This window comes from Acinetobacter albensis (assembly GCF_900095025.1).
In the GTDB taxonomy this organism is placed as follows: Bacteria; Pseudomonadota; Gammaproteobacteria; order Pseudomonadales; family Moraxellaceae; genus Acinetobacter; species Acinetobacter albensis.
This window is the reverse complement of sequence record NZ_FMBK01000005.1, coordinates 56618-75330: the sequence shown is the minus strand read 5'-3', so window position 1 is coordinate 75330 and position 18713 is coordinate 56618. Positions and strand designations below refer to the sequence as shown.

The window sequence follows — 18713 nt, the reverse complement described above, 5'->3', positions numbered from 1 at the left end:
ATCCGTTTCTAAATAATCATACTTGAGTTAAAAAATAGATGTCTTGACCTGAATGCTTACCGTAATGTCATTGTAGTCAATACCGCCACTTTTAGAATGTGGTAATGTACAGCTCAAGAATACTGTAAAATGCTTGGAAAAGCCTTATGAGCAAAACAACTCAAGAAAATCCAGCAGTCGAAAATTCTGCTACGGAAACTGTGTCAAATACATCAAAAAGTACTACGCGTACAACTAAAAGTTCTGGCACTGCAAATACATCGGCAAATAGTGTGACCAAAACGACTCGAACTCGTTCAGCGTCACCACGTAAAAGTATTGCCAACACCCAAAAAACTGAATCTACAACTCAAACTGCTGTTCAACAGGATAAAATCATGAGTCAAAACACTGTTCGCCGCGTTGCTATTATCGGTGGTAATCGTATTCCTTTCGCTCGTTCAAACGGCGCGTATTTCACTGCTTCCAACTCTGATATGTTTACTGCAGCATTGAATGGTTTGGTTGAGCGTTTTAATTTACAGGGTCAACGTTTAGGTGAAGTGGTTGCTGGCGCTGTATTGAAACATAGTCGTGACTTCAATATGACACGTGAATGCGTATTAAACACTGAACTTGCACCAGAAACACCCGCTTACGATATTCAACAAGCATGTGGTACAGGTTTACAAGCTGCATTCTTGGTAGCCAATAAAATTGCGCTAGGTCAAATTGAAGTTGGTGTTGCGGGTGGCGTAGATACCACTTCTGATGCACCTATTGCTTTTGGTGATGGCCTACGTAAAGCATTGCTTGAACTTAATATTGCAAAAACAGGTAAAGACCGCTTAAAAGCATTAACTAAAATTAATCTTAAAGACTTGATGGATGCACCAAAAAATGGTGAACCACGTACAGGTCTTTCTATGGGCGACCATCAAGCAATCACTACCCTTGAGTGGGGAATCGCTCGCGAAGCACAAGACGAATTAGCAGCATCTTCTCATCAAAAAATGGCTGCTGCTTATGAAGCAGGTTTCTTTGATGATTTAATTACGCCATTTTTAGGTTTAGAACGTGACAATAATTTACGTGCTGACTCAACTGCAGAAAAGCTGGCTAAACTCAAACCAGCATTTGGTAAGGGCGATGCGCGTACAATGACTGCGGGTAACTCTACTCCATTAACAGATGGTGCTTCTTGTGTACTTTTAGCGTCTGAAGAATGGGCAAAAGCCAATGGGCACGAAATTCTGGCTTATTTAAGCTTTACTGAAACTGCTGCAGTCGATTTCGTCGGTAAAAAAGAAGGTTTATTGATGGCACCTGCTTATGCAGTTCCACGTATGCTTGAGCGTGCTGGCGTTACTTTACAAGATTTCGATTACTATGAAATTCACGAAGCTTTTGCATCACAAGTGCTTTCAACTTTAAAAGCATGGGAAGATCCAAAATTCTGTAAAGAGCGTTTAGGTTTAGATGCGCCACTCGGTTCAATTGACCGCACTAAACTCAACGTAAAAGGTTCTTCACTTGCAGCAGGCCACCCATTTGCTGCAACAGGCGGTCGTATTATCGCGACTGCTGCAAAACTCATTAACCAAAAAGGTTCTGGTCGTGTGCTCATTTCAATTTGTGCTGCTGGCGGTCAAGGTGTAACAGCGATTATTGAAAAGTAAGGTTCTGTAAACCAACTTACGCTTTTAATTGAGCACTTAAAAACCCCGAGAAATTCGATTTCTCGGGGTTTTTTATACAAAAACTTAACTTAAAATAAAACGAAAATTTTATCGAGTCGCACGCTCCCATGCTTCTCTCACTGCAATTTTTGCTTCACTCCAAGTTAAACGGGATAAACCTTTTTCATGGTCCCATTTGGTTTTTAGATCGCTCTCTACATCTTCAAAACGTGTATTCGCATCATAATGCTGACGGTTTTCATAACCTATGCGGTAAGCATTTTGATAATCACGGTCATAGTCTAAATCTGAATAGGTCGTAAGCGTTTCTGCATAATAGGGTGTGGTACGTGCAGTTTCTCTCCAATAGGCTTCTTCCTCTGTAGGATTCACTGCTTCAGCAGCACCTTTACCTGCTAAGCCACCCACTACTGCTCCTACAGCACCACCGACCAATGCTCCAATTGGCCCACCCATTGCACCAATGGCCGCACCTGCGGCGGCACCGCCTGCTGCACCCACTCCCGTTCCAACTGGATGCGCACCTGGCTCTCCAGTAATCGGGTCAGCATTTAAATCATCTCGAGCATCTTTAGGAAGATTTTTTACAGTGTCACGATCAATATTATCATTCATTGAATATTATCCTTCTTTTATGCTTTTGAAATAAGGGTGTATTCTCAAAATTTAATGATGAATATAAAGAATACAAAATGACTATAGGACACATTGAGCAAAAAGTTGTATAGCTGACTGTCAGCTTTCAGTTAAAGAATGTATAGGCTTGTAGCTAATCATGAATCAAACCGTTTTATTACAACATAAACTGAACAAAATTAAAAAATAGAGAAATATTAGGATCGAATTTCAAAAAATCAAAAAACTTAAAAGCTATCATTTAAAACTTTAGATTAAGCAGATTAACTACACTTTATTTTAAATCAGATTACTGACAGTCAAATGCTCTGATTTAAGCGAGCTATTGACTTCAAAACTTTGACTTAAATTTTATTGATATCTAGTTTGTTTACCCCAGTATTGCTCCAAATGGTCATAACCCCATTGGAAGATAAAAGTATAAACCAAAATACACATGGTCAAACTAAAGTCGAGCACAATTGCTTGCCAGATGCTCATCTGCATCGCATAGGCGACCATGGGAATAGTTGCGAGCATCAAACCACCTTCAAAACCAATCGCGTGTAGAAGTCGTACACCAATGGTTCTTTTGAGTTTTCTTTTCGCTTCAAACTTTTCAAAAAAATGATTAAACACCATATTCCATATGACCGAAGTGACTGCCATAGCAATACCAAGCACGCCTGTGACTTCTAAGGGCATATGAAATATGAAACTTAGCGCTAAAGCAATGATCACCAATAGGATGATTTCATAGCTGAGGGCATGAATAATCCGTCTTTTGGAAATCCACATTTTAAATTACTCTTTCATGATTGGATATTGGCTATTTTATTTTTATAATATTGATTAATCGAGCTAGGTTCTTTCAATAAAATTGAAAGATAGAACATTATGAATATTAATCAAGAGCAACTGATCATTTTTAAGACTGTGATAGAAACGGGTTCATTTTCTGCAGCCGCAAGAACATTAGGCAAAGTCCCCTCCGCTGTCAGCATGTCAATTGCCAATTTAGAAATTGATTTAAATTTATCTTTATTTAGTCGCGCTGGGCGTGAACCTATTCCGACTCCCCAAGCGATCACCCTTTACGAAAAAACTGAGCAACTCCTTATTGAAATGAATCAATGGAAACAACATGCTTTTGCGCTAAGCGAAGGTTTGGAATCTGCTTTAAATATTGTCGTGGTCTCAGAAATCTTACATATTCAGTGGACCGATTATATTTCACTGCTTGAAAAGGAATTTCCAGATCTCCAAATCAATATTTTTTCAGCACCCCAAGAAGATGCGCTCAACATGTTACTCAATCAGACGGCTCAATTGGCAATGATGTTTGAACGTGAGCAGTTGGAAAGCCGTGAACAGTTTGTTGAACTCAAACGTGAAGTTTTAGTTCCTGTTGCTGCGCTACACACTGAATTAGCAACATTTAAACAAGTTCGTTATGAGCAAATTTTGCAGAATCGACAAATCGTGGTTGCCAGTCGAGATCGAAGCCTCAAACCAGAATTGTTATTTTCAAAGAAATACTGGCGTACAGACAACAATCTTTCGGCCTGCGCCATGATTATAGAAGGTTTGGGTTGGGGAATTTTACCTTTAGACATGCTGAATCAAAACCCTCATATTCATCAACAACTCAAAATTCTTGATTTTTTGGATTTTAGTCCAAAATTTGAATATTTTATTGATTTGGTCTGGAGTCGTGAAAGTGAATTGGGTGCAGCTGCTCGTTTTTTGATTGATCACATTCGAAATTTAAGAAAAAACCTCAAATAGCGCGTTGTTATACCTGCTTTATACTTGGGAAAAAAGCAGATTGTGATATAACAAATGTACGGGAAATAACTTTAAGAACCAGATATCAATGAATCAATCCGCCTTAGATCAATTAAAAAATTTAACCACTATTGTCGCTGATAGCAGTGATCTTTCAGCCATTGAAAAATTTCGTCCTCTAGATGCCACAACCAATCCTTCGCTTATTACTGCAGCAGCAAATCAGCCAGAGAACAAAGAACTGATTGAAACTGCATTTGAGCAAGCCAAGTCAGAAGGTTATCGTGATGATCTTTTAATTGAACGTACTATTGATATTCTTACGGTCAAGTTCGGTGTTGAAATCTTAAACCTAATTGAAGGCCGTGTTTCAACTGAAGTAGACGCTGCGCTGTCTTACGATACTGAAGCTACGATTGCCAAGGCAAAAGAATTACTGGCTTTATATCAAAATTATGGCATCGCGCAAAATCGTATTTTAATTAAAATTGCATCTACTTGGGAAGGCATACAGGCGGCCAAAGCCTTGGAAGCTGAAGACATTCACACGAATATGACGCTATTGTTTGGTTTACACCAAGCACAAGCCTGTGCAGAAGCCAATGTGACGCTTATTTCACCATTTGTAGGACGTATTTTAGATTGGTACAAAAAATCGGAAAATGTTGATCATTATTCGATAGATCAAGATCCAGGTGTGTTATCGGTCAAGAAAATTTACCAATTCTATAAACAACACAGCATCAAAACTGAAATTATGGGCGCAAGCTTCCGCAGTGTTGAACAAGTTTTAGGTTTGGCTGGTTGTGATTTATTAACTGTATCTCCAAGTCTATTGGACGCGTTGGAAAATGACCATCGCGAAGTCATTTGTCAGTTAAATTCAGATCAGAATCAAATACAGCAACATGAAATTGTGCCCCTAGATAAGCACACATTTAAACAGCAAGTTGAACATGATTTAATGTCTGCACAGCTTTTACAATCTGGAATTGATGGATTTATTAAAGCACGTGAACAACTAAATACTCTACTACGCCAATCGTTTGGTTTAGATGCTGAAATAAAAGCTTAGCATTTTATATTGCCGCATTTAAAAAGCCGATTTTGTTATAGTAAACACGTCGGCTTTTTTATTTTTTGAGTGTGTCCAGTGTTTGGTATAACAGATCTTACGACTTATATTATTGGGACTACTTTAATCATTTTATTGCCTGGTCCAAACTCTTTGTACGTGATGTCTATTGCCTCGCGTTTCGGCATTAACGCCGGATATAAAGGCGCATTCGGTGTATATACGGGTGATCTAATTCTTATTTTACTCACTGCATTTGGAGCTGCTTCACTACTACATGCATTTCCGTGGTTGTTTATCTTACTTAAAATTGTAGGTGCGCTCTACTTAAGCTATTTAGGCATTAAGTTATTAATTGCGGCATATCATACTTGGTCTGCTTCACATTCAAAAAAAGAAAGATTACGTGCTAATGCAACTATTCAGCAACTCCAACCCTTCAAAACGGCCTTAACGATTAGCATATTAAACCCTAAAGCCATCTTATTTTATTTATCATTTTTCGTGCAATTTATCGATCCACACTATCCCTATCCTGCTCTTACTTTTACTGCACTGGCTATTATTCTACAAATCATCAGTATGAGTTACCTCACCTTGCTTATTTTTTCAGGAGCGAAACTTTCAGCTTATTTTACTTATCGTTATAAAGTTACTGCATCTTGTGTAGCAGCAGTCGGTATTTTATTTTGTGGTTTTGGTTTAAAACTGGCAACCTCCACTTTATAAAATATATATTTTTTATAAGTACTTAAGTATAGTTAAATTCAACATTTTCTTTTAGTAATCTCTTTTCGCTTAAAAAAGAAAGGCGTATGCTTATAACGCTTTTCAATCATTACTCAATATTTTTAGCAAAGGCTTTATGCAAAAATTTCTTCAAGACTTCTCGGTTCCTGCTGTATTTGCCGGTTTTATTACTTTTTTAATTGGCATTAGTGTTTCTGCAGTCTTGGTCATTCAAGCAGCCCAAGTTTTAGGCGCCACTCCAGCACAAATTACATCTTGGTTTTGGGCTTTAGGTTTAGGTATTGGGCTTTCCGGTTTAATTTTATCTTGGAAATTTAAGTATCCCGTTGCAACATCATGGTCTACCGCAGGACTTGCGCTCATTTTAGCCACAGGAAGCGGCTATAATTTGTATGAGGCTGTAGGGGCATTTTTAATTTCAGGTTTACTCACTGCAATTTTAGGTTTTTCAGGTATTTTTCAAAAAGTTTTATCATATATTCCGCAAAGTCTAACCAGTGCCATGTTAGCTGGCGTATTACTCAAGTTTGGAATTGCACTTTTTGCGAGCATGCAAAATGACTGGGGATTTATATTTTCATTGCTCACCGCCTATATTCTATCCAAGCGATTATCGCCACGTTATAGCATTGTCATTACAGTCGTTGCAGGTCTGGTCCTGTGTCCAATCTTTATGGAGTTTCATCCACCTGTTTTAGAATGGCACGTCGCACAACCTGTATGGATCACACCTGAATTTACGTGGTCAGCACTTTTTGGCTTAGCCCTGCCTCTCTTTGTCATTAATATGGCATCACAATATTTGCCTGGAATTGCCATGATCAAGAGTTATGGTTATCAACCGCATGTCAATCAATTGATTGGTTGGACCGGTGCTGTACAAACCCTGCTTGCACCTTTTGGTTGCTATAGCGTCAATATTGCAGCAATTAGTGCTGCTGTAAGTCTTGACAACCAAGTCCATCCTGATCCTAAAAAACGTTATATCGCAGGGATGAGCTGTGGTTTTTTTTATATCGTGATGGGTGTTTTTGCCGCGACATTAACCAGTTTATTAATGTCATTTCCAAAAATATTTATTGTTGCCTTGGCGGGAATTGCATTATTCGGCACGATCAGTCATAACATTGCTTTAGCTTTTAATGATGCTAATGAACGCGAAGCAGCTTTAATGACTTTTTTATTCAGCGCATCAGGTATACAGTTTTTTGGAATTGGTTCAGCTTTTTGGGGATTATTATTTGGATTAATCGTCTCTATGTTTCTCAAATTTAGAATAAACCGTTCAAATTTAGAATAAAGCGTTAAGGTGTCAACCCATTACAGTGTTCTTATTGTGCTGTATAATTTTTTATCAATAATTATTCAAACAATCGGTTTGGCAGCATTTAAATTCAATGACCTACAGATTTGGAAAAAACATTCATCACAATGACACCACCGACAATCATGATAATTCCAATTACAGCGGGAATATCGAGATTTTGACGAAAGATCAAAAAACCAATAAAAGCCGTCAAAACAATACCCACACCACCCCAAATTGCATAAGCAATCCCCAAAGGAATCGTTTTGATAACCTGAGATAAAAGATAAAAAGAAATGATATAGAAAATTACAACCAAAAGACTTGGGCCTAATCGAGTAAAACCTTCAGATTTGACTAAAAAAGTTGAACCGGTCACTTCAGAAATAATAGCCAAAGCAAGTAAACCATAAGCAATGAAAATTGCATTCATATTGAACCATTCAAAAATCGATACCATAAGAGTCTATCGTATCTATTTTATTCGGCTATGTATTCTATATTTTTATAAAATTTAACATCCAATTAATAGACTCAAGCAAAGATATTTTTAATCTCACTTCATTACGACATACAAGCTCTTATGCTTATTTACACTTTTAAATTAATCATTATAAAACAATCTAATCATTTTGATTATCACTATTAATTTTATGAATTTTAAAACAATTTTTCAGATACTAAATTGAACATTTATACACAATGTGCTATGAATAAATAATAGCTATACAATAAACCAAAGGAAGAATTCTTATGTCTTATCAAAATATTTTAGTCCCTGTGGACGGTTCAGAAATTTCATTATCTGCTGTTAAAAAAGCCGCACAGTTGGCTCAAGCGTTTAATAGTCAATTAACACTGATTAGTCTTGTCAGTGAAGACCCATTTGTAAATGCAGACTTTTACTATCCGTCTCCAATCATGAAAGAATATTTCGTGCAAGCTTATGCAAATGCCGAAAAATCGTTAAAAGAAGCGCAAATCATCGCCAGTGAAAATGGTGTGAATGCCAATATTGAAATTGTGAAAGGTGAAGTTTCTGAAAAAGGCATTATCGAAACTGCAGAAAAATTAAACACTGATTTGATTGTCATCGGCTCTCATGGTCGCAAAGGTTTCCAAAAGTTTTTATTGGGTAGTTTTGCGCAAGATGTTTTACAAGGAACTAAACTGCCTGTATTAATTGTTAAAGAATAAAGTATGTATATATCGATTTAATATAGAATTTTTCGATTGTGTGCATAAATTTCAATTAAATCGGCTCTTCATGATTTAAATGACTTTAAATATTTAACTCAACACTACACATAAGGATAACATCATGACTTATAGACACATATTAGTTCCAGTAGATGAATCTCCAATTTCTTATGCAGCTGTTGAACAAGCGTTAATTTTAGCAAAAACCTTAAACTGTCAGGTCACCATCACGAGTGTGATTGCTGTAGACCCATTTGTTGGGGTCGATTTTTATAAAGTTGCCCCAGCCATCACAGATTATTTTATGCAGGCTGAACAAAATGCACAATTACGTTTAGCTGACACCAAACAATCTTTTATTCGTGATGGTATAAATGTTGATACTAAAGTGATTCGTGGTATATCACCTGCTGAAGGTATTATTCATGTTGCGGATGAAGTGGGAGCAGACTTAATTATTATGGGTTCACACGGACGTACAGGGTTTAAAAAGCTCATTTTAGGCAGTGTAGCGCAAGCGGTACTGACCCAATCACCTATCCCCGTACTAATTATTAAAGTTTAACTCATTTAAAAGTCCCTAAATTTAGGGACTTTTAAATACTTAGGTCAAACAGTTTAAAAGTCTTTATTTCAATCAAATGGTATAAATTTTTCATTCATGACCATGTTGACTACAATATTTCATTAAACAAATACATGCAGATTCTCGTTTAATTTCACATTTATTTTGAAATTTGCTGATGTAAATTTTGTAAATAAATTTCTGCTTCAATTTTGTTTGCAAAAGTTTTTTGATATATACCCAGCGCTTGAATATTGTGAGGTGTATATTCGACACCAACCATAAAACATCCATCAGTGATATTTTTAGAAATACGAACTGCAATAATATGCTGTGAATTTAAATAAAAACCATCTTCAATTTTAACCAACATCATCCACCTCCACACTTAAACTCAGTTAACAGATTGGCTATTTAGATCTGTTAAATAAAAAAGCGCATTCTTAATGAGCTTTTTGTTGAGTACCTTAACGCAAGAATGTGACGAATTGAATATTTTATGTGAATTATCAATTAAAATATAAACTATCTAGTGATTTGTCTAAATACCATTTTAACCAGGACAGCGTAAATTTTATTTTCTAAATCTTTTAAGGCTGAGCTTTAATCCATATTTTGCTTTAATTCACGATCAAAAAAATCTACTGTACGTTGCCACACTAATTTTGCTCCCGCTAAACTTCGGCTAGTACTACGGAAGCCATGTGGCATGTTATAAGTGTACGCCTCTACTCGATCACCGAGCTCTTGAATCAGTTTATTACCCTTACTTACTGGACAAAATGGATCGAATGAAGACCAATGTCCTTGAAGAATTCGAATCTCATCTAAATGATCTTGCTCTGGCACACCTGCGCCTTCAATACCCAAAGAATGATGATATAAAACTGGCGCAAGCATATCTTCACGTTTCGCCATTTGAATCACATATCCACCCGTCAAACACTGCCCTAACATTCCCAAACGACCATTTGATCTTGGATCAACTTTTAGTGCATCTAAAAGAGCGTGAATTTCCTGATTTCCTTCATTGTCCGCTGCATTAGTTCGCCCCGCTTTAAATACCATGGCACGAATGCAGTATTTAACGGCGCCACCATTAAATAAATTTGGAACATATACTAAATAACCTCGATCTACCAAATCTTGGGCATCTTCACGATAGATATCAAGCAAGCCCGTTAATTCGTGCAGCAATAAAATTGCAGGCGCTTTTTCTGAACCAGATGTCGGAGTATAAACTTCTACTTCGATTTCACGGTTGGGTAAGGCAATTGTTTTTAATTCCATTTTTACTGTCTTATTTTATTTATCTGGATTATCTTATTAGTGACAATTAATATTGTCAAATAAAAAAGGATGCCTTTAGACATCCTTTTTCACACTTGACCCTATTGATCGTTTTAAGCTCGAAGCAGAGGCTATTTATAAATATCAATAGTGCCTGTAAGGGTATTAAACGCTCAGCATACTATTTAAAGTTTCTACAACATTTTTAGATTTTACTTGAGATTTTAAAGCCTCAAGTGCTGTTTTCACCTGTGTACGTTGTGGCTCAGCCAAAGTGTACCAACGTGAAAGCACTTGTAATAAGCGAGATCCCACAATTGGATTTTTTTCATCTAAATATTTTGCCAAGTCAATAAAATGCTGTACACCAAAACTCCATGTATTGACAGGATGAGTATTTAAACCGCCACTGACTGCACGAATACGATTTGGTGTCGTCAAATCATAGTCAGGATGTGAAGTTAAATAATGAATACTTTCTACAGTGGCTTTAGGATGAGCGGCTTGTACCATAAACCACTGATCAAGTGACAATGCTTCATCTTTAAAGCGATTATAAAAATCAGCTAGCGCATCGCTGGCTTGTGGCGCATCATTCCACACCAAGACTTTCAATGCACCCAAACGTTCAGACATATTGCCTGTATTTTTGTACTGTTCAAAAGCCAATTCAAATGCAGCGATATCGCCTTGACGCGCCATCATATTTAACATGATATTTTTTAAAGCACGTACTCCCATCGCTTGGGAAAATTCTTTCTGCAAATCTGGATCTAAACTTAAATAAGTCTCTTGGCAGAAGGAGCCTAATGCATGTGCCAAAGTATAGATTAATGCATCACGCTGTTCCTGAATCACTATCGGTGAATAGTCACAGTCAATTCGGCTGCCCAAGTAACCTTCTGTAGGAACATCAAATAAACGTGAAGCCAAGAGCGGATCTTTTTCTACCAAATCTGGCAAGGTGTTTTTAATGGCTTGCACATAAATATTGGCGTCATGACCCTGCAACAATATACGTTCAAGCAAAGTTTGAGTCGCTTGCCATTGATTAAAACCATTGGTTTCAAATTGAATTAAAAAGGCCAATTCCTCATCTGAATAATTAAAATCTAGATTTACAGGTGCAGAAAAGTTACGTAATAAAGACACCACAGGTTTTGCCGTAATACCGCTAAACTCGATAGTTGCTTCATTTTGATCAAATAAATACATGCCATCTTTAACTGTATTTTCGAATAATGCTTCAGACTGCAAAGTATATTGCTCACCTGTTTCGGCATTAAACAAGGCAAGCGCAATCGGAATCGGCACAGCTTTCAAATTTGGATATTTAGGATGGGCTTTTAAAGATTGTTTAAAGCTTAAACGATAAGTTTGTTTGCCAGCATCATATTCTCCATTTGCTTCAAGTTTTGGAGTACCCGGCTGGTTATACCAAATTAGAAATGCAGATAAATCGATACCTGAACCTGCTGTCAATGCAGACACCCAATCTTCAACCGTCACGGCTTGACCATCATGACACTGGAAATATTCGTCAGTGCCTTTACGGAATTTTTCTTTGCCCAGTAAAGTTGCCATCATGCGGTTAATTTCCGCACCTTTTTCATATACGGTTGCCGTATAAAAGTTATTAATTTCAACAAAATGGTCTGGGCGTGGCGGATGTGAAAGTGGACCTGAATCTTCTGGGAACTGATGAGCTTTTAAAACTGCGACATCATCAATCCGCTGTACCGCAGCCGATTGTAAATCTTCCGAGAAAGATTGATCACGAAAAACAGTCAAGCCTTCTTTTAAGCACAATTGGAACCAGTCACGGCAGGTAATCCGATTCCCTGTCCAGTTATGGAAATACTCATGTGCAATCACAGATTGAACACGCATGATTGCAGCATCCGTTGTGTATTCTTCGTCCGCAAGTACGCAAGAGGTATTAAAGATATTTAAACCTTTATTTTCCATAGCGCCCATATTGAATTGGCTGGTCGCAACAATCATATAATTGTCCAAGTCATAAGGACGACCATAATGTTCTTCGTCCCAACGCATGGAGTGTTTTAACGCTTCCATTGCAATATGACATTTTGGAATATCTTTTTCGACCGCATAAATTTCGAGTGCAACATTACGGCCTTCTGATGTCACGTATGAATCTTTCAGAACAGCTAAATCGCCAATGACACAAGCAAATAAATAACTTGGTTTATGAGTAGGATCTTCCCAAATCGTATAATGGCGGCCTTCACCGACCTCACCTGCTTCCATTAAGTTGCCATTGGCCAAAAGCACTGGAAATTTTTTGTCCGCTTCAACCCGCGTGGTAAATACAGACAGGACATCTGGACGATCTGGATAAAAGGTAATTTTACGAAAACCTTCAGGTTCATTTTGAGTGACAAATAAATCACTGCCTGCTTGATACAAACCTTCAAGTTGCGTATTGCTCTCAGGATGAATAATAACTTTGGTTTCTAAAATGACATGATCTGGTGCATTGGAAATCACTAATTGTTCAGCATCGAGTGTATATTCACTTTCAGACAGAATTGTACCGTTTAATAGAATTGATTTTAATTCAAGATCACGGCCTAGCAGTACCAAATCCCCTGAAGTTTGGCGCTGCATGATCAATGTGGTGTTTACTTGGGTATAATCTGAATGAACTTGAATATCTAGATTAATTGAATCAACCAAAAAAGAAGGTTTTTCATAGTCTTTTAAATAAACAGTTTGATCTGCTTCAACCACTGGGTTCGCCGCGATATTCATATAATGTCCTAATCCTGTAATTATTAAGCCAGCACATTGGTCTGTGTAAGAGTTCGATCATACGATAACTTTCACACTCTGTCTGCGTTGCTACTTTATGTTATATATGGGCATCTGATGGAATATTTTCAATTAAATACTAAATCAATGGAACAATTATTATTCTAAATATTGAATGAAGTGTCTTTTATCAAAAATATCAATACCTTAATCAAAATTTATCAGTAAAACTTGATCAATAAATGAATACACTGTGATTCAACTTATATGAAAGTTAACACTTATTTTCAAGATATGTACATTTTGTGCACGATTTTTGCTTGTAATCATCTGCGCAAAGCGCACTATAAAAGTCAGTCTTAAATAAAAATGAGGTAATTGCTATGTTTGTTAAAGACCATATTGTACGCGTGGAAAATATTAAATCCATACAAAAGCTTGATGCGGCTGGGATTGATCATAAAGTGATTGCTCTATTTTTGAGTTGCGAAGGTATTGCAATACAACCTAATGAAATTGGCGCTATTTTAAATACTTATGATGTATTGGGTCACAAAAAAATCCCATCTAAAAAAGTTCAAGCTTTAATTGCGGCTAAAAAAATCGGGCAGGAAGACGAAAGTTTACCTTGCCCAGTTTAGAGATAAAAATTTTTGACAAAACAACCTTGATCCACGTGCGGATCAAGGTTGTTTTAAAGATGAAAAATTAAGATGTTACTTTATCTACTTGAATCTAAGCCACTCTTCGCCCCAAAGCCGTTATTCCCATGTAGCCATTGATATGAAAAATTTTGCCTTTTTTTGAGTGATAACCGTTTTATGTATCCAACCAAAGAAGCCCACAAGTTCCTAAAAATAGGAAAGCCTTATTATCAATGCTTTTAAGGGGTTGCACTATGAGTTCGAATCCAAACTTGAGAACGTCCAAGTAAAGATACGCCAATATAACCTCGCATACGCACGCGCTTTCCATTCGCTTCTAATGTTGCTTTACCTTTATAAATATTGCCCGTTTTAGGTTCCAAAATACGACCATCAATAAATTCGTTGGGTTTGTTTGGGTTTTCTTTGATATTCCAAGCAATTTCAAGACCTAAAATTGGCTTATTTTTAAAAGGCTCTGGACATTTCACACAGTTGGTCAGCACTTGTGTACTACCGAGTTGCGGATAACGATATACCACTTTTACGCCATAAGTGTTATCTGCTTTCTTTTTAATTTCAACGATTGAAACCTGTTGTCCCGTTTTATCATCGATGGTTCTCCAAAAACCTTCGAGTGACGCTGCATAGCTCACAACACTGCTGAATCCGACGACCAACCCCAACATGCATTTTATTAACAATTTTTGTGTCATCACTAAAAATCCTTTTACATTTTTGAATAATTTACGTTGTTTTATAATTATGTATTCGAAGAATCTAACATATTGCAACAAATAAAAAAGTCTTACAGTTCACTTTTATCGGGTAATTTTAATATTTATTTCTCAATTTCAGCATAATTTTCATATTGGATAAATCTTTGCACTACTCCTGTATCTGGGAATGTATAATTTACATTTTTCACCTCATGAGTTAGAGCTACATGCTTCTTCAAATTCTGCAAAAACAACTCGATGAAAGCACATCATGCCCTTTATGTCAGGCATCTATGTTCTGGATTGAGGCAGAGCAATACGAACAAGCAATTCATTTCCACGAATGTAGCCATTGTCAACATCGTGTATTTCAAGATGAACGTCATAATTGTCACTGTGATCGGTGTTTGGCAAATCGTAAAAGAATGCTGACGGAAACACGGCTGCAAGAACAACGTAAAATTAAGTCCAAAGATAAAGAACAAATCGAATATCGACTTGATCAAATCAGTTTTATCAACAAACTATTCTTACTCAGTATTCTAGACAATCAAGTTCAAGAATATACAGTGCATCAGGAATATATTGATTGGGAAGCGATCAAATACCATTCCATTACCCCCAACTATTTGTTTCAAAGTTATTTGATTAAACTATTAGTCAAAGAACAGATTTTAATTGCCAAGGATTTTGCTTCTGAAGCACATCATTATTATGTTAACGTTCGATTAGATGGTTACTCTGAACCGAGTTTATTTAGTGTAACGCTACAACTTCGAAATTGGTTTTACGAAAATTTAACCATGGGTGTGCCTTTTAAAAATGCAGACGAAGTTAAAAGTGCATTGTATTTGGTGCTTTATCAGGAAATTATACAGTTTGCTCAGTTTTATTGTCGGCTTTGGGGCGTACAGATTGCAGGAAATAATAGTCTCCAAACCTTCTGTTATCGCTTAATGGATGTACTGGCAGTAGGGCAAATTTATTATCTGGTACAAACTGCTTTGGAATATTTACATCAGCAAAAAGCACTTAAAGCCCGTAATGAAAACTTTATTAATACCAACTTATTAAAGAAAACCTTACAGAAATATCGTGAACGTGCCGTGACAGAAAAATGGGAAACCTCGATGTTGCCTCGTCCGCCCAATATTCCATTGAGTAAAATGAGTGACATTCTATTTTTTCGTTTTCTTGGCAGCGATGAAAATATTTTTTTCCAGCCGATTTGGCGTTTATGGAATAAAATGCAGCCACGTTTAAATTTTTATTCACAAAAACGCTGTATGTATTGCGGCTCGAATGAACTGACTGTGGATTATGATGCTGAAAGTTATGTGACTTTATTTTGTCGTACGTGTAAGCATCAAGATCATTATTTCACCCAATAAATTCAAAATGATGTATTCATTTGATTTAATTACAGCGATTATTTAAGGAATTAGCTTATGCTTGAAAAATCAACATTGCTAGAGCAGGTTATTCAAGCATGGCAACAGCTTCAAGCTCAGCAGCCTTTGGTACAATGCATCACCAATAGTGTCGCAACCAATTATACCGCCAATATCTTGCTTGCTGCAGGTGCTTCTCCTGCCATGATTGATAACCCATACGAGGCTGAAAGTTTTACACATATAGCGGCGGCTTTAAGTATTAATCTGGGCACACCGACCAATGAGCAAATGCAGGCGATGCAGATTTCTGCAAAAACAGCTCAACTTACAGATACACCTTGGGTACTTGATCCAGTAGGATACGGCACTATTCTAAAATGGCGTTCAAATATGGTAGATGATTTATTACAATATCATCCGACCATCATTCGGGGCAATGCTTCAGAAATGAGTACACTCGCTGGCCATCAAGCCAAATCTAAAGGTGTAGATAGTACTTTAAAAAGTGCAGATGTTTATCACCAAGCCAAAGTACTGTTAAAGCATACAGACTGTATTGCCATTTCTGGTGAGTCGGATTTCATCTTATCCCAACAATTTAATGCTGTTATTCAAATCAATGGTGGCTCTTACTTACAACCTAAAATTACTGCGACAGGTTGTGCCCTAGGTGCTTTAATTGCTGGCTATGCTGCTGTAGCTACACCTACGCTTGCGGCTATAGCAGCACATTTACATTTTGCAATTGCTGGAAAATTGGCCTTTGAAAAAACACAAAAATTAGGCGAGTTTAATATTGCCTTTATAGATCATATTCATCAGCTTGATGAAAATTTAATTCAGCAATATGCAGACTTTGAAATCATCAAAATTTGAGCTTTTTTTATTATTTACGTTATTTCAAAACTAATTTTTGGATGAATTGGGTTGTTTAGCATCAAACACAATCAAGTATAGACAAAATATCAGGACCTCAAGCTTAAAAAACCCAATAGGACTAGCCTATTGGGTTGATACAACAAATTAACGATTTAAAAATTAATCAACAAGCTGCATTATTCTGCACACTTAATATTTTAACGATGCATAATTAGAACAGATTTAATACGATTTCCGTCCAGTTCAGTGACCTCGAAATCAACCCCTTGATATTGCAATTGAGTTCCTAACTTCACTTCACCATTGGTTTTATCTAAAATTAAACCTGCAACACTGATATAACCTGCATCTTCTTCCACCAAATCCATCATGCCCAACTCTAATTCAAGCTGATATACATCCAACATGCCAGAAGCTTTCCATGTGTGCTCATCAATCTTGACCAAATCGAGCTGTTCATCTGCATCTGGAAATTCACCAGCAATTGCTTCAAAAACATCGAGTGGAGAAATTAGACCTTGTACATTTCCAAACTCATCACTGACTAAAACCAATGAGCCTTTAGAAGTACGCAAAGTATTAATTGCATCAATAACTTTCATTTTTTGAAAAATATAAATTGCACGATGGCGTTTGATTAAAGCTTTGAGTTCTTCATCATTATCTAGCACATCAAGAAGTTCTTTTGCACGTACCACACCCAAAACTTTGTCTAAACTACCTCGGCAGACAGGAAATAAGCTGTGTGGTACAGACAAAACCTGTTCACGAATTTGCTCGGGTGTATCATTAATGTCTACCCAAGAAATTTGACTCCGAGGTGTCATAATAGACGCTACAGATCTTTCAGCTAGCGTTAACACTCCACCAATCATATAACGTTCTTCGTCGGCAAATGCTTCTTGCGCTTCAAAATGTTGACCACTATCGGTGACCGTTTCCATTTTACCGCCCATCAATTTTAAAATAGAATCGGCAGTACGATGACGCAGTGGAATTTTAGATTCATGTTTGGCAACATTTCGCTGACCAAATTGGTTAAATGCTTCAATCGCAATAGCAACACCAATACCCGAATAGATATAACCTTTCGGAATGTGGAAACCAAAACCTTCTGCGATTAAGCTAATCCCAATCAGTAATAAGAAGCTTAGACACAGAATTACCACCGTTGGATGACGGTTTACGAAAGCAGTGAGTGATTTAGAAGCCAGTAGCATGACAGCCATGGCAACAATCATTGCTACCATCATTACATAAATGTTGTCGACCATGCCAATAGCGGTGATAACAGAATCTAAAGAGAATACTGCATCTAATACAACAATCTGTGCAACGACTGCGGCAAAACTCGCATAAACAATATTGGTGCTTACTTTAACTTCAGGTTTACCCTCAATTTTTTCATGCAGCTCTGTGACGGCTTTATACACCAAGAACAGACCACCAAATAAAAGAATCAAGTCTCGACCCGAGAAGGTCCAATCAAAAAGAATAATTAGCGGTTTGGTCAAAGTGACTAACCAAGAAATGGCAAACAGCAATCCCAAACGCATAATTAAAGCGAGTGAAAGACCAATCACACGTGCTTTATCACGTTGTTCTGGAGGAAGTTTTTCAGCTAAAATAGCAATAAAGACAAGGTTATCAATACCCAAAACAATTTCTAAAACAATCAGGGTAAGTAGTCCAACCCAAATTCCCGGATCTAATAAAAACTCCATTAGTTTATATCTCCGATGTTATACATTGGGTGAAAATAAAGCGTAGACCTGTACGGCGACGGATCCATATGAGTGACCTTTTCAACAATAGATAAATCAATTATGCACAATCTAGGAAATTTGTAATTATTTTTTTTATTTTTAACGTTTAAAACTCGATTTTTCTATTTATTTGATCCCTTTTAATTTAAGTTATTTTATAATTCCTCATCATGAATTTAAACAAATTAATTATATTTTTCAAATACTTAATTAGATTATTTGAAATATTTTATAGTTCATTGTCTCTAAGTTATTATAAGTTTTAGCC

General features: G+C 36.8%; 18 protein-coding genes. 10 read left to right on the top strand and 8 right to left on the bottom strand.

Features of this window, described 5'->3' with window-relative positions:
* Positions 1–146 precede the first annotated feature (146 nt).
* Positions 147–1658 carry an acetyl-CoA C-acetyltransferase gene (locus tag GA0116959_RS05105; RefSeq protein ID WP_092719006.1) on the top strand — a complete coding sequence of 504 codons (1512 nt, stop codon included), beginning with the start codon at positions 147–149 and terminating at the stop codon, positions 1656–1658.
* A 108-nt stretch (positions 1659–1766) separates the two neighbouring features.
* On the opposite strand, the gene GA0116959_RS05100 is transcribed toward GA0116959_RS05105, so the two are convergent.
* Together GA0116959_RS05100 and aceI are read right to left on the bottom strand one after the other, a co-directional pair.
* Positions 1767–2294, bottom strand: a complete 528-nt coding sequence (locus tag GA0116959_RS05100; protein ID WP_092719004.1) for a hypothetical protein — start codon at positions 2292–2294, stop codon at positions 1767–1769.
* A gap of 372 nt (positions 2295–2666) precedes the next feature.
* Entirely contained in the window at positions 2667–3092 is a 426-nt protein-coding gene (gene aceI / locus GA0116959_RS05095; RefSeq protein ID WP_092719001.1) for a chlorhexidine efflux PACE transporter AceI, read from the bottom strand.
* A 99-nt stretch (positions 3093–3191) separates the two neighbouring features.
* Here aceI and aceR point away from each other — a divergent pair, with 99 nt between their 5' ends.
* From aceR to GA0116959_RS05075, 4 genes are all read left to right on the top strand, one after another.
* A complete protein-coding gene (gene aceR, locus GA0116959_RS05090; RefSeq protein WP_092718998.1) occupies positions 3192–4082 on the top strand; it encodes an HTH-type transcriptional regulator AceR in 891 nt (296 codons plus the stop codon).
* An 88-nt stretch (positions 4083–4170) separates the two neighbouring features.
* Positions 4171–5157 (top strand): transaldolase, encoded by a 987-nt coding sequence (gene tal, locus GA0116959_RS05085; protein ID WP_092718995.1) that lies wholly within the window; start codon positions 4171–4173, stop codon positions 5155–5157.
* A gap of 78 nt (positions 5158–5235) precedes the next feature.
* The gene (gene leuE, locus GA0116959_RS05080) at positions 5236–5886 is read left to right on the top strand and encodes a leucine efflux protein LeuE (RefSeq protein WP_092718993.1); all 651 of its coding nucleotides are present in this window, start codon (positions 5236–5238) and stop codon (positions 5884–5886) included.
* 136 nt (positions 5887–6022) lie between these two features.
* Complete coding sequence (locus GA0116959_RS05075; protein WP_092718990.1) at positions 6023–7207, top strand: benzoate/H(+) symporter BenE family transporter; 1185 nt, start codon at positions 6023–6025, stop codon at positions 7205–7207.
* Between the two features lie 94 nt (positions 7208–7301).
* On the opposite strand, the gene GA0116959_RS05070 is transcribed toward GA0116959_RS05075, so the two are convergent.
* The gene (locus GA0116959_RS05070; protein WP_092718988.1) at positions 7302–7646 is read right to left on the bottom strand and encodes a DMT family transporter; all 345 of its coding nucleotides are present in this window, start codon (positions 7644–7646) and stop codon (positions 7302–7304) included.
* A gap of 320 nt (positions 7647–7966) precedes the next feature.
* Here GA0116959_RS05070 and GA0116959_RS05065 point away from each other — a divergent pair, with 320 nt between their 5' ends.
* Together GA0116959_RS05065 and GA0116959_RS05060 are read left to right on the top strand one after the other, a co-directional pair.
* Positions 7967–8410 (top strand): universal stress protein, encoded by a 444-nt coding sequence (locus GA0116959_RS05065; protein ID WP_053578046.1) that lies wholly within the window; start codon positions 7967–7969, stop codon positions 8408–8410.
* A gap of 124 nt (positions 8411–8534) precedes the next feature.
* Positions 8535–8978 carry a universal stress protein gene (locus GA0116959_RS05060; protein ID WP_053578047.1) on the top strand — a complete coding sequence of 148 codons (444 nt, stop codon included), beginning with the start codon at positions 8535–8537 and terminating at the stop codon, positions 8976–8978.
* A 160-nt stretch (positions 8979–9138) separates the two neighbouring features.
* Here GA0116959_RS05060 and GA0116959_RS05055 read toward each other — a convergent pair whose 3' ends face one another.
* The 3 genes from GA0116959_RS05055 to pepN form a co-directional block, all read right to left on the bottom strand.
* Entirely contained in the window at positions 9139–9351 is a 213-nt protein-coding gene (locus GA0116959_RS05055) for a hypothetical protein (protein WP_092718985.1), read from the bottom strand.
* Positions 9352–9581: 230 nt separating this feature from the next.
* On the bottom strand, positions 9582–10268 hold the full coding sequence (locus GA0116959_RS05050) for a dienelactone hydrolase family protein (RefSeq protein ID WP_092718982.1): 687 nt from the start codon (positions 10266–10268) through the stop codon (positions 9582–9584).
* A 165-nt stretch (positions 10269–10433) separates the two neighbouring features.
* Positions 10434–13043 (bottom strand): aminopeptidase N, encoded by a 2610-nt coding sequence (gene pepN, locus GA0116959_RS05045; protein WP_092718979.1) that lies wholly within the window; start codon positions 13041–13043, stop codon positions 10434–10436.
* A 383-nt stretch (positions 13044–13426) separates the two neighbouring features.
* Here pepN and GA0116959_RS05040 point away from each other — a divergent pair, with 383 nt between their 5' ends.
* Positions 13427–13684 (top strand): hypothetical protein, encoded by a 258-nt coding sequence (locus GA0116959_RS05040; protein ID WP_053578051.1) that lies wholly within the window; start codon positions 13427–13429, stop codon positions 13682–13684.
* Between the two features lie 242 nt (positions 13685–13926).
* On the opposite strand, the gene GA0116959_RS05035 is transcribed toward GA0116959_RS05040, so the two are convergent.
* On the bottom strand, positions 13927–14376 hold the full coding sequence (locus GA0116959_RS05035) for a DUF2147 domain-containing protein (protein WP_406741591.1): 450 nt from the start codon (positions 14374–14376) through the stop codon (positions 13927–13929).
* A 257-nt stretch (positions 14377–14633) separates the two neighbouring features.
* Here GA0116959_RS05035 and GA0116959_RS05030 point away from each other — a divergent pair, with 257 nt between their 5' ends.
* Both GA0116959_RS05030 and thiM read left to right on the top strand, forming a co-directional pair.
* Positions 14634–15797 carry a hypothetical protein gene (locus tag GA0116959_RS05030; protein ID WP_092718977.1) on the top strand — a complete coding sequence of 388 codons (1164 nt, stop codon included), beginning with the start codon at positions 14634–14636 and terminating at the stop codon, positions 15795–15797.
* A gap of 57 nt (positions 15798–15854) precedes the next feature.
* Entirely contained in the window at positions 15855–16676 is an 822-nt protein-coding gene (gene thiM, locus GA0116959_RS05025; protein WP_092718974.1) for a hydroxyethylthiazole kinase, read from the top strand.
* Between the two features lie 200 nt (positions 16677–16876).
* On the opposite strand, the gene GA0116959_RS05020 is transcribed toward thiM, so the two are convergent.
* Positions 16877–18403 carry a TerC family protein gene (locus tag GA0116959_RS05020; RefSeq protein WP_053578055.1) on the bottom strand — a complete coding sequence of 509 codons (1527 nt, stop codon included), beginning with the start codon at positions 18401–18403 and terminating at the stop codon, positions 16877–16879.
* Positions 18404–18713 lie beyond the last annotated feature (310 nt).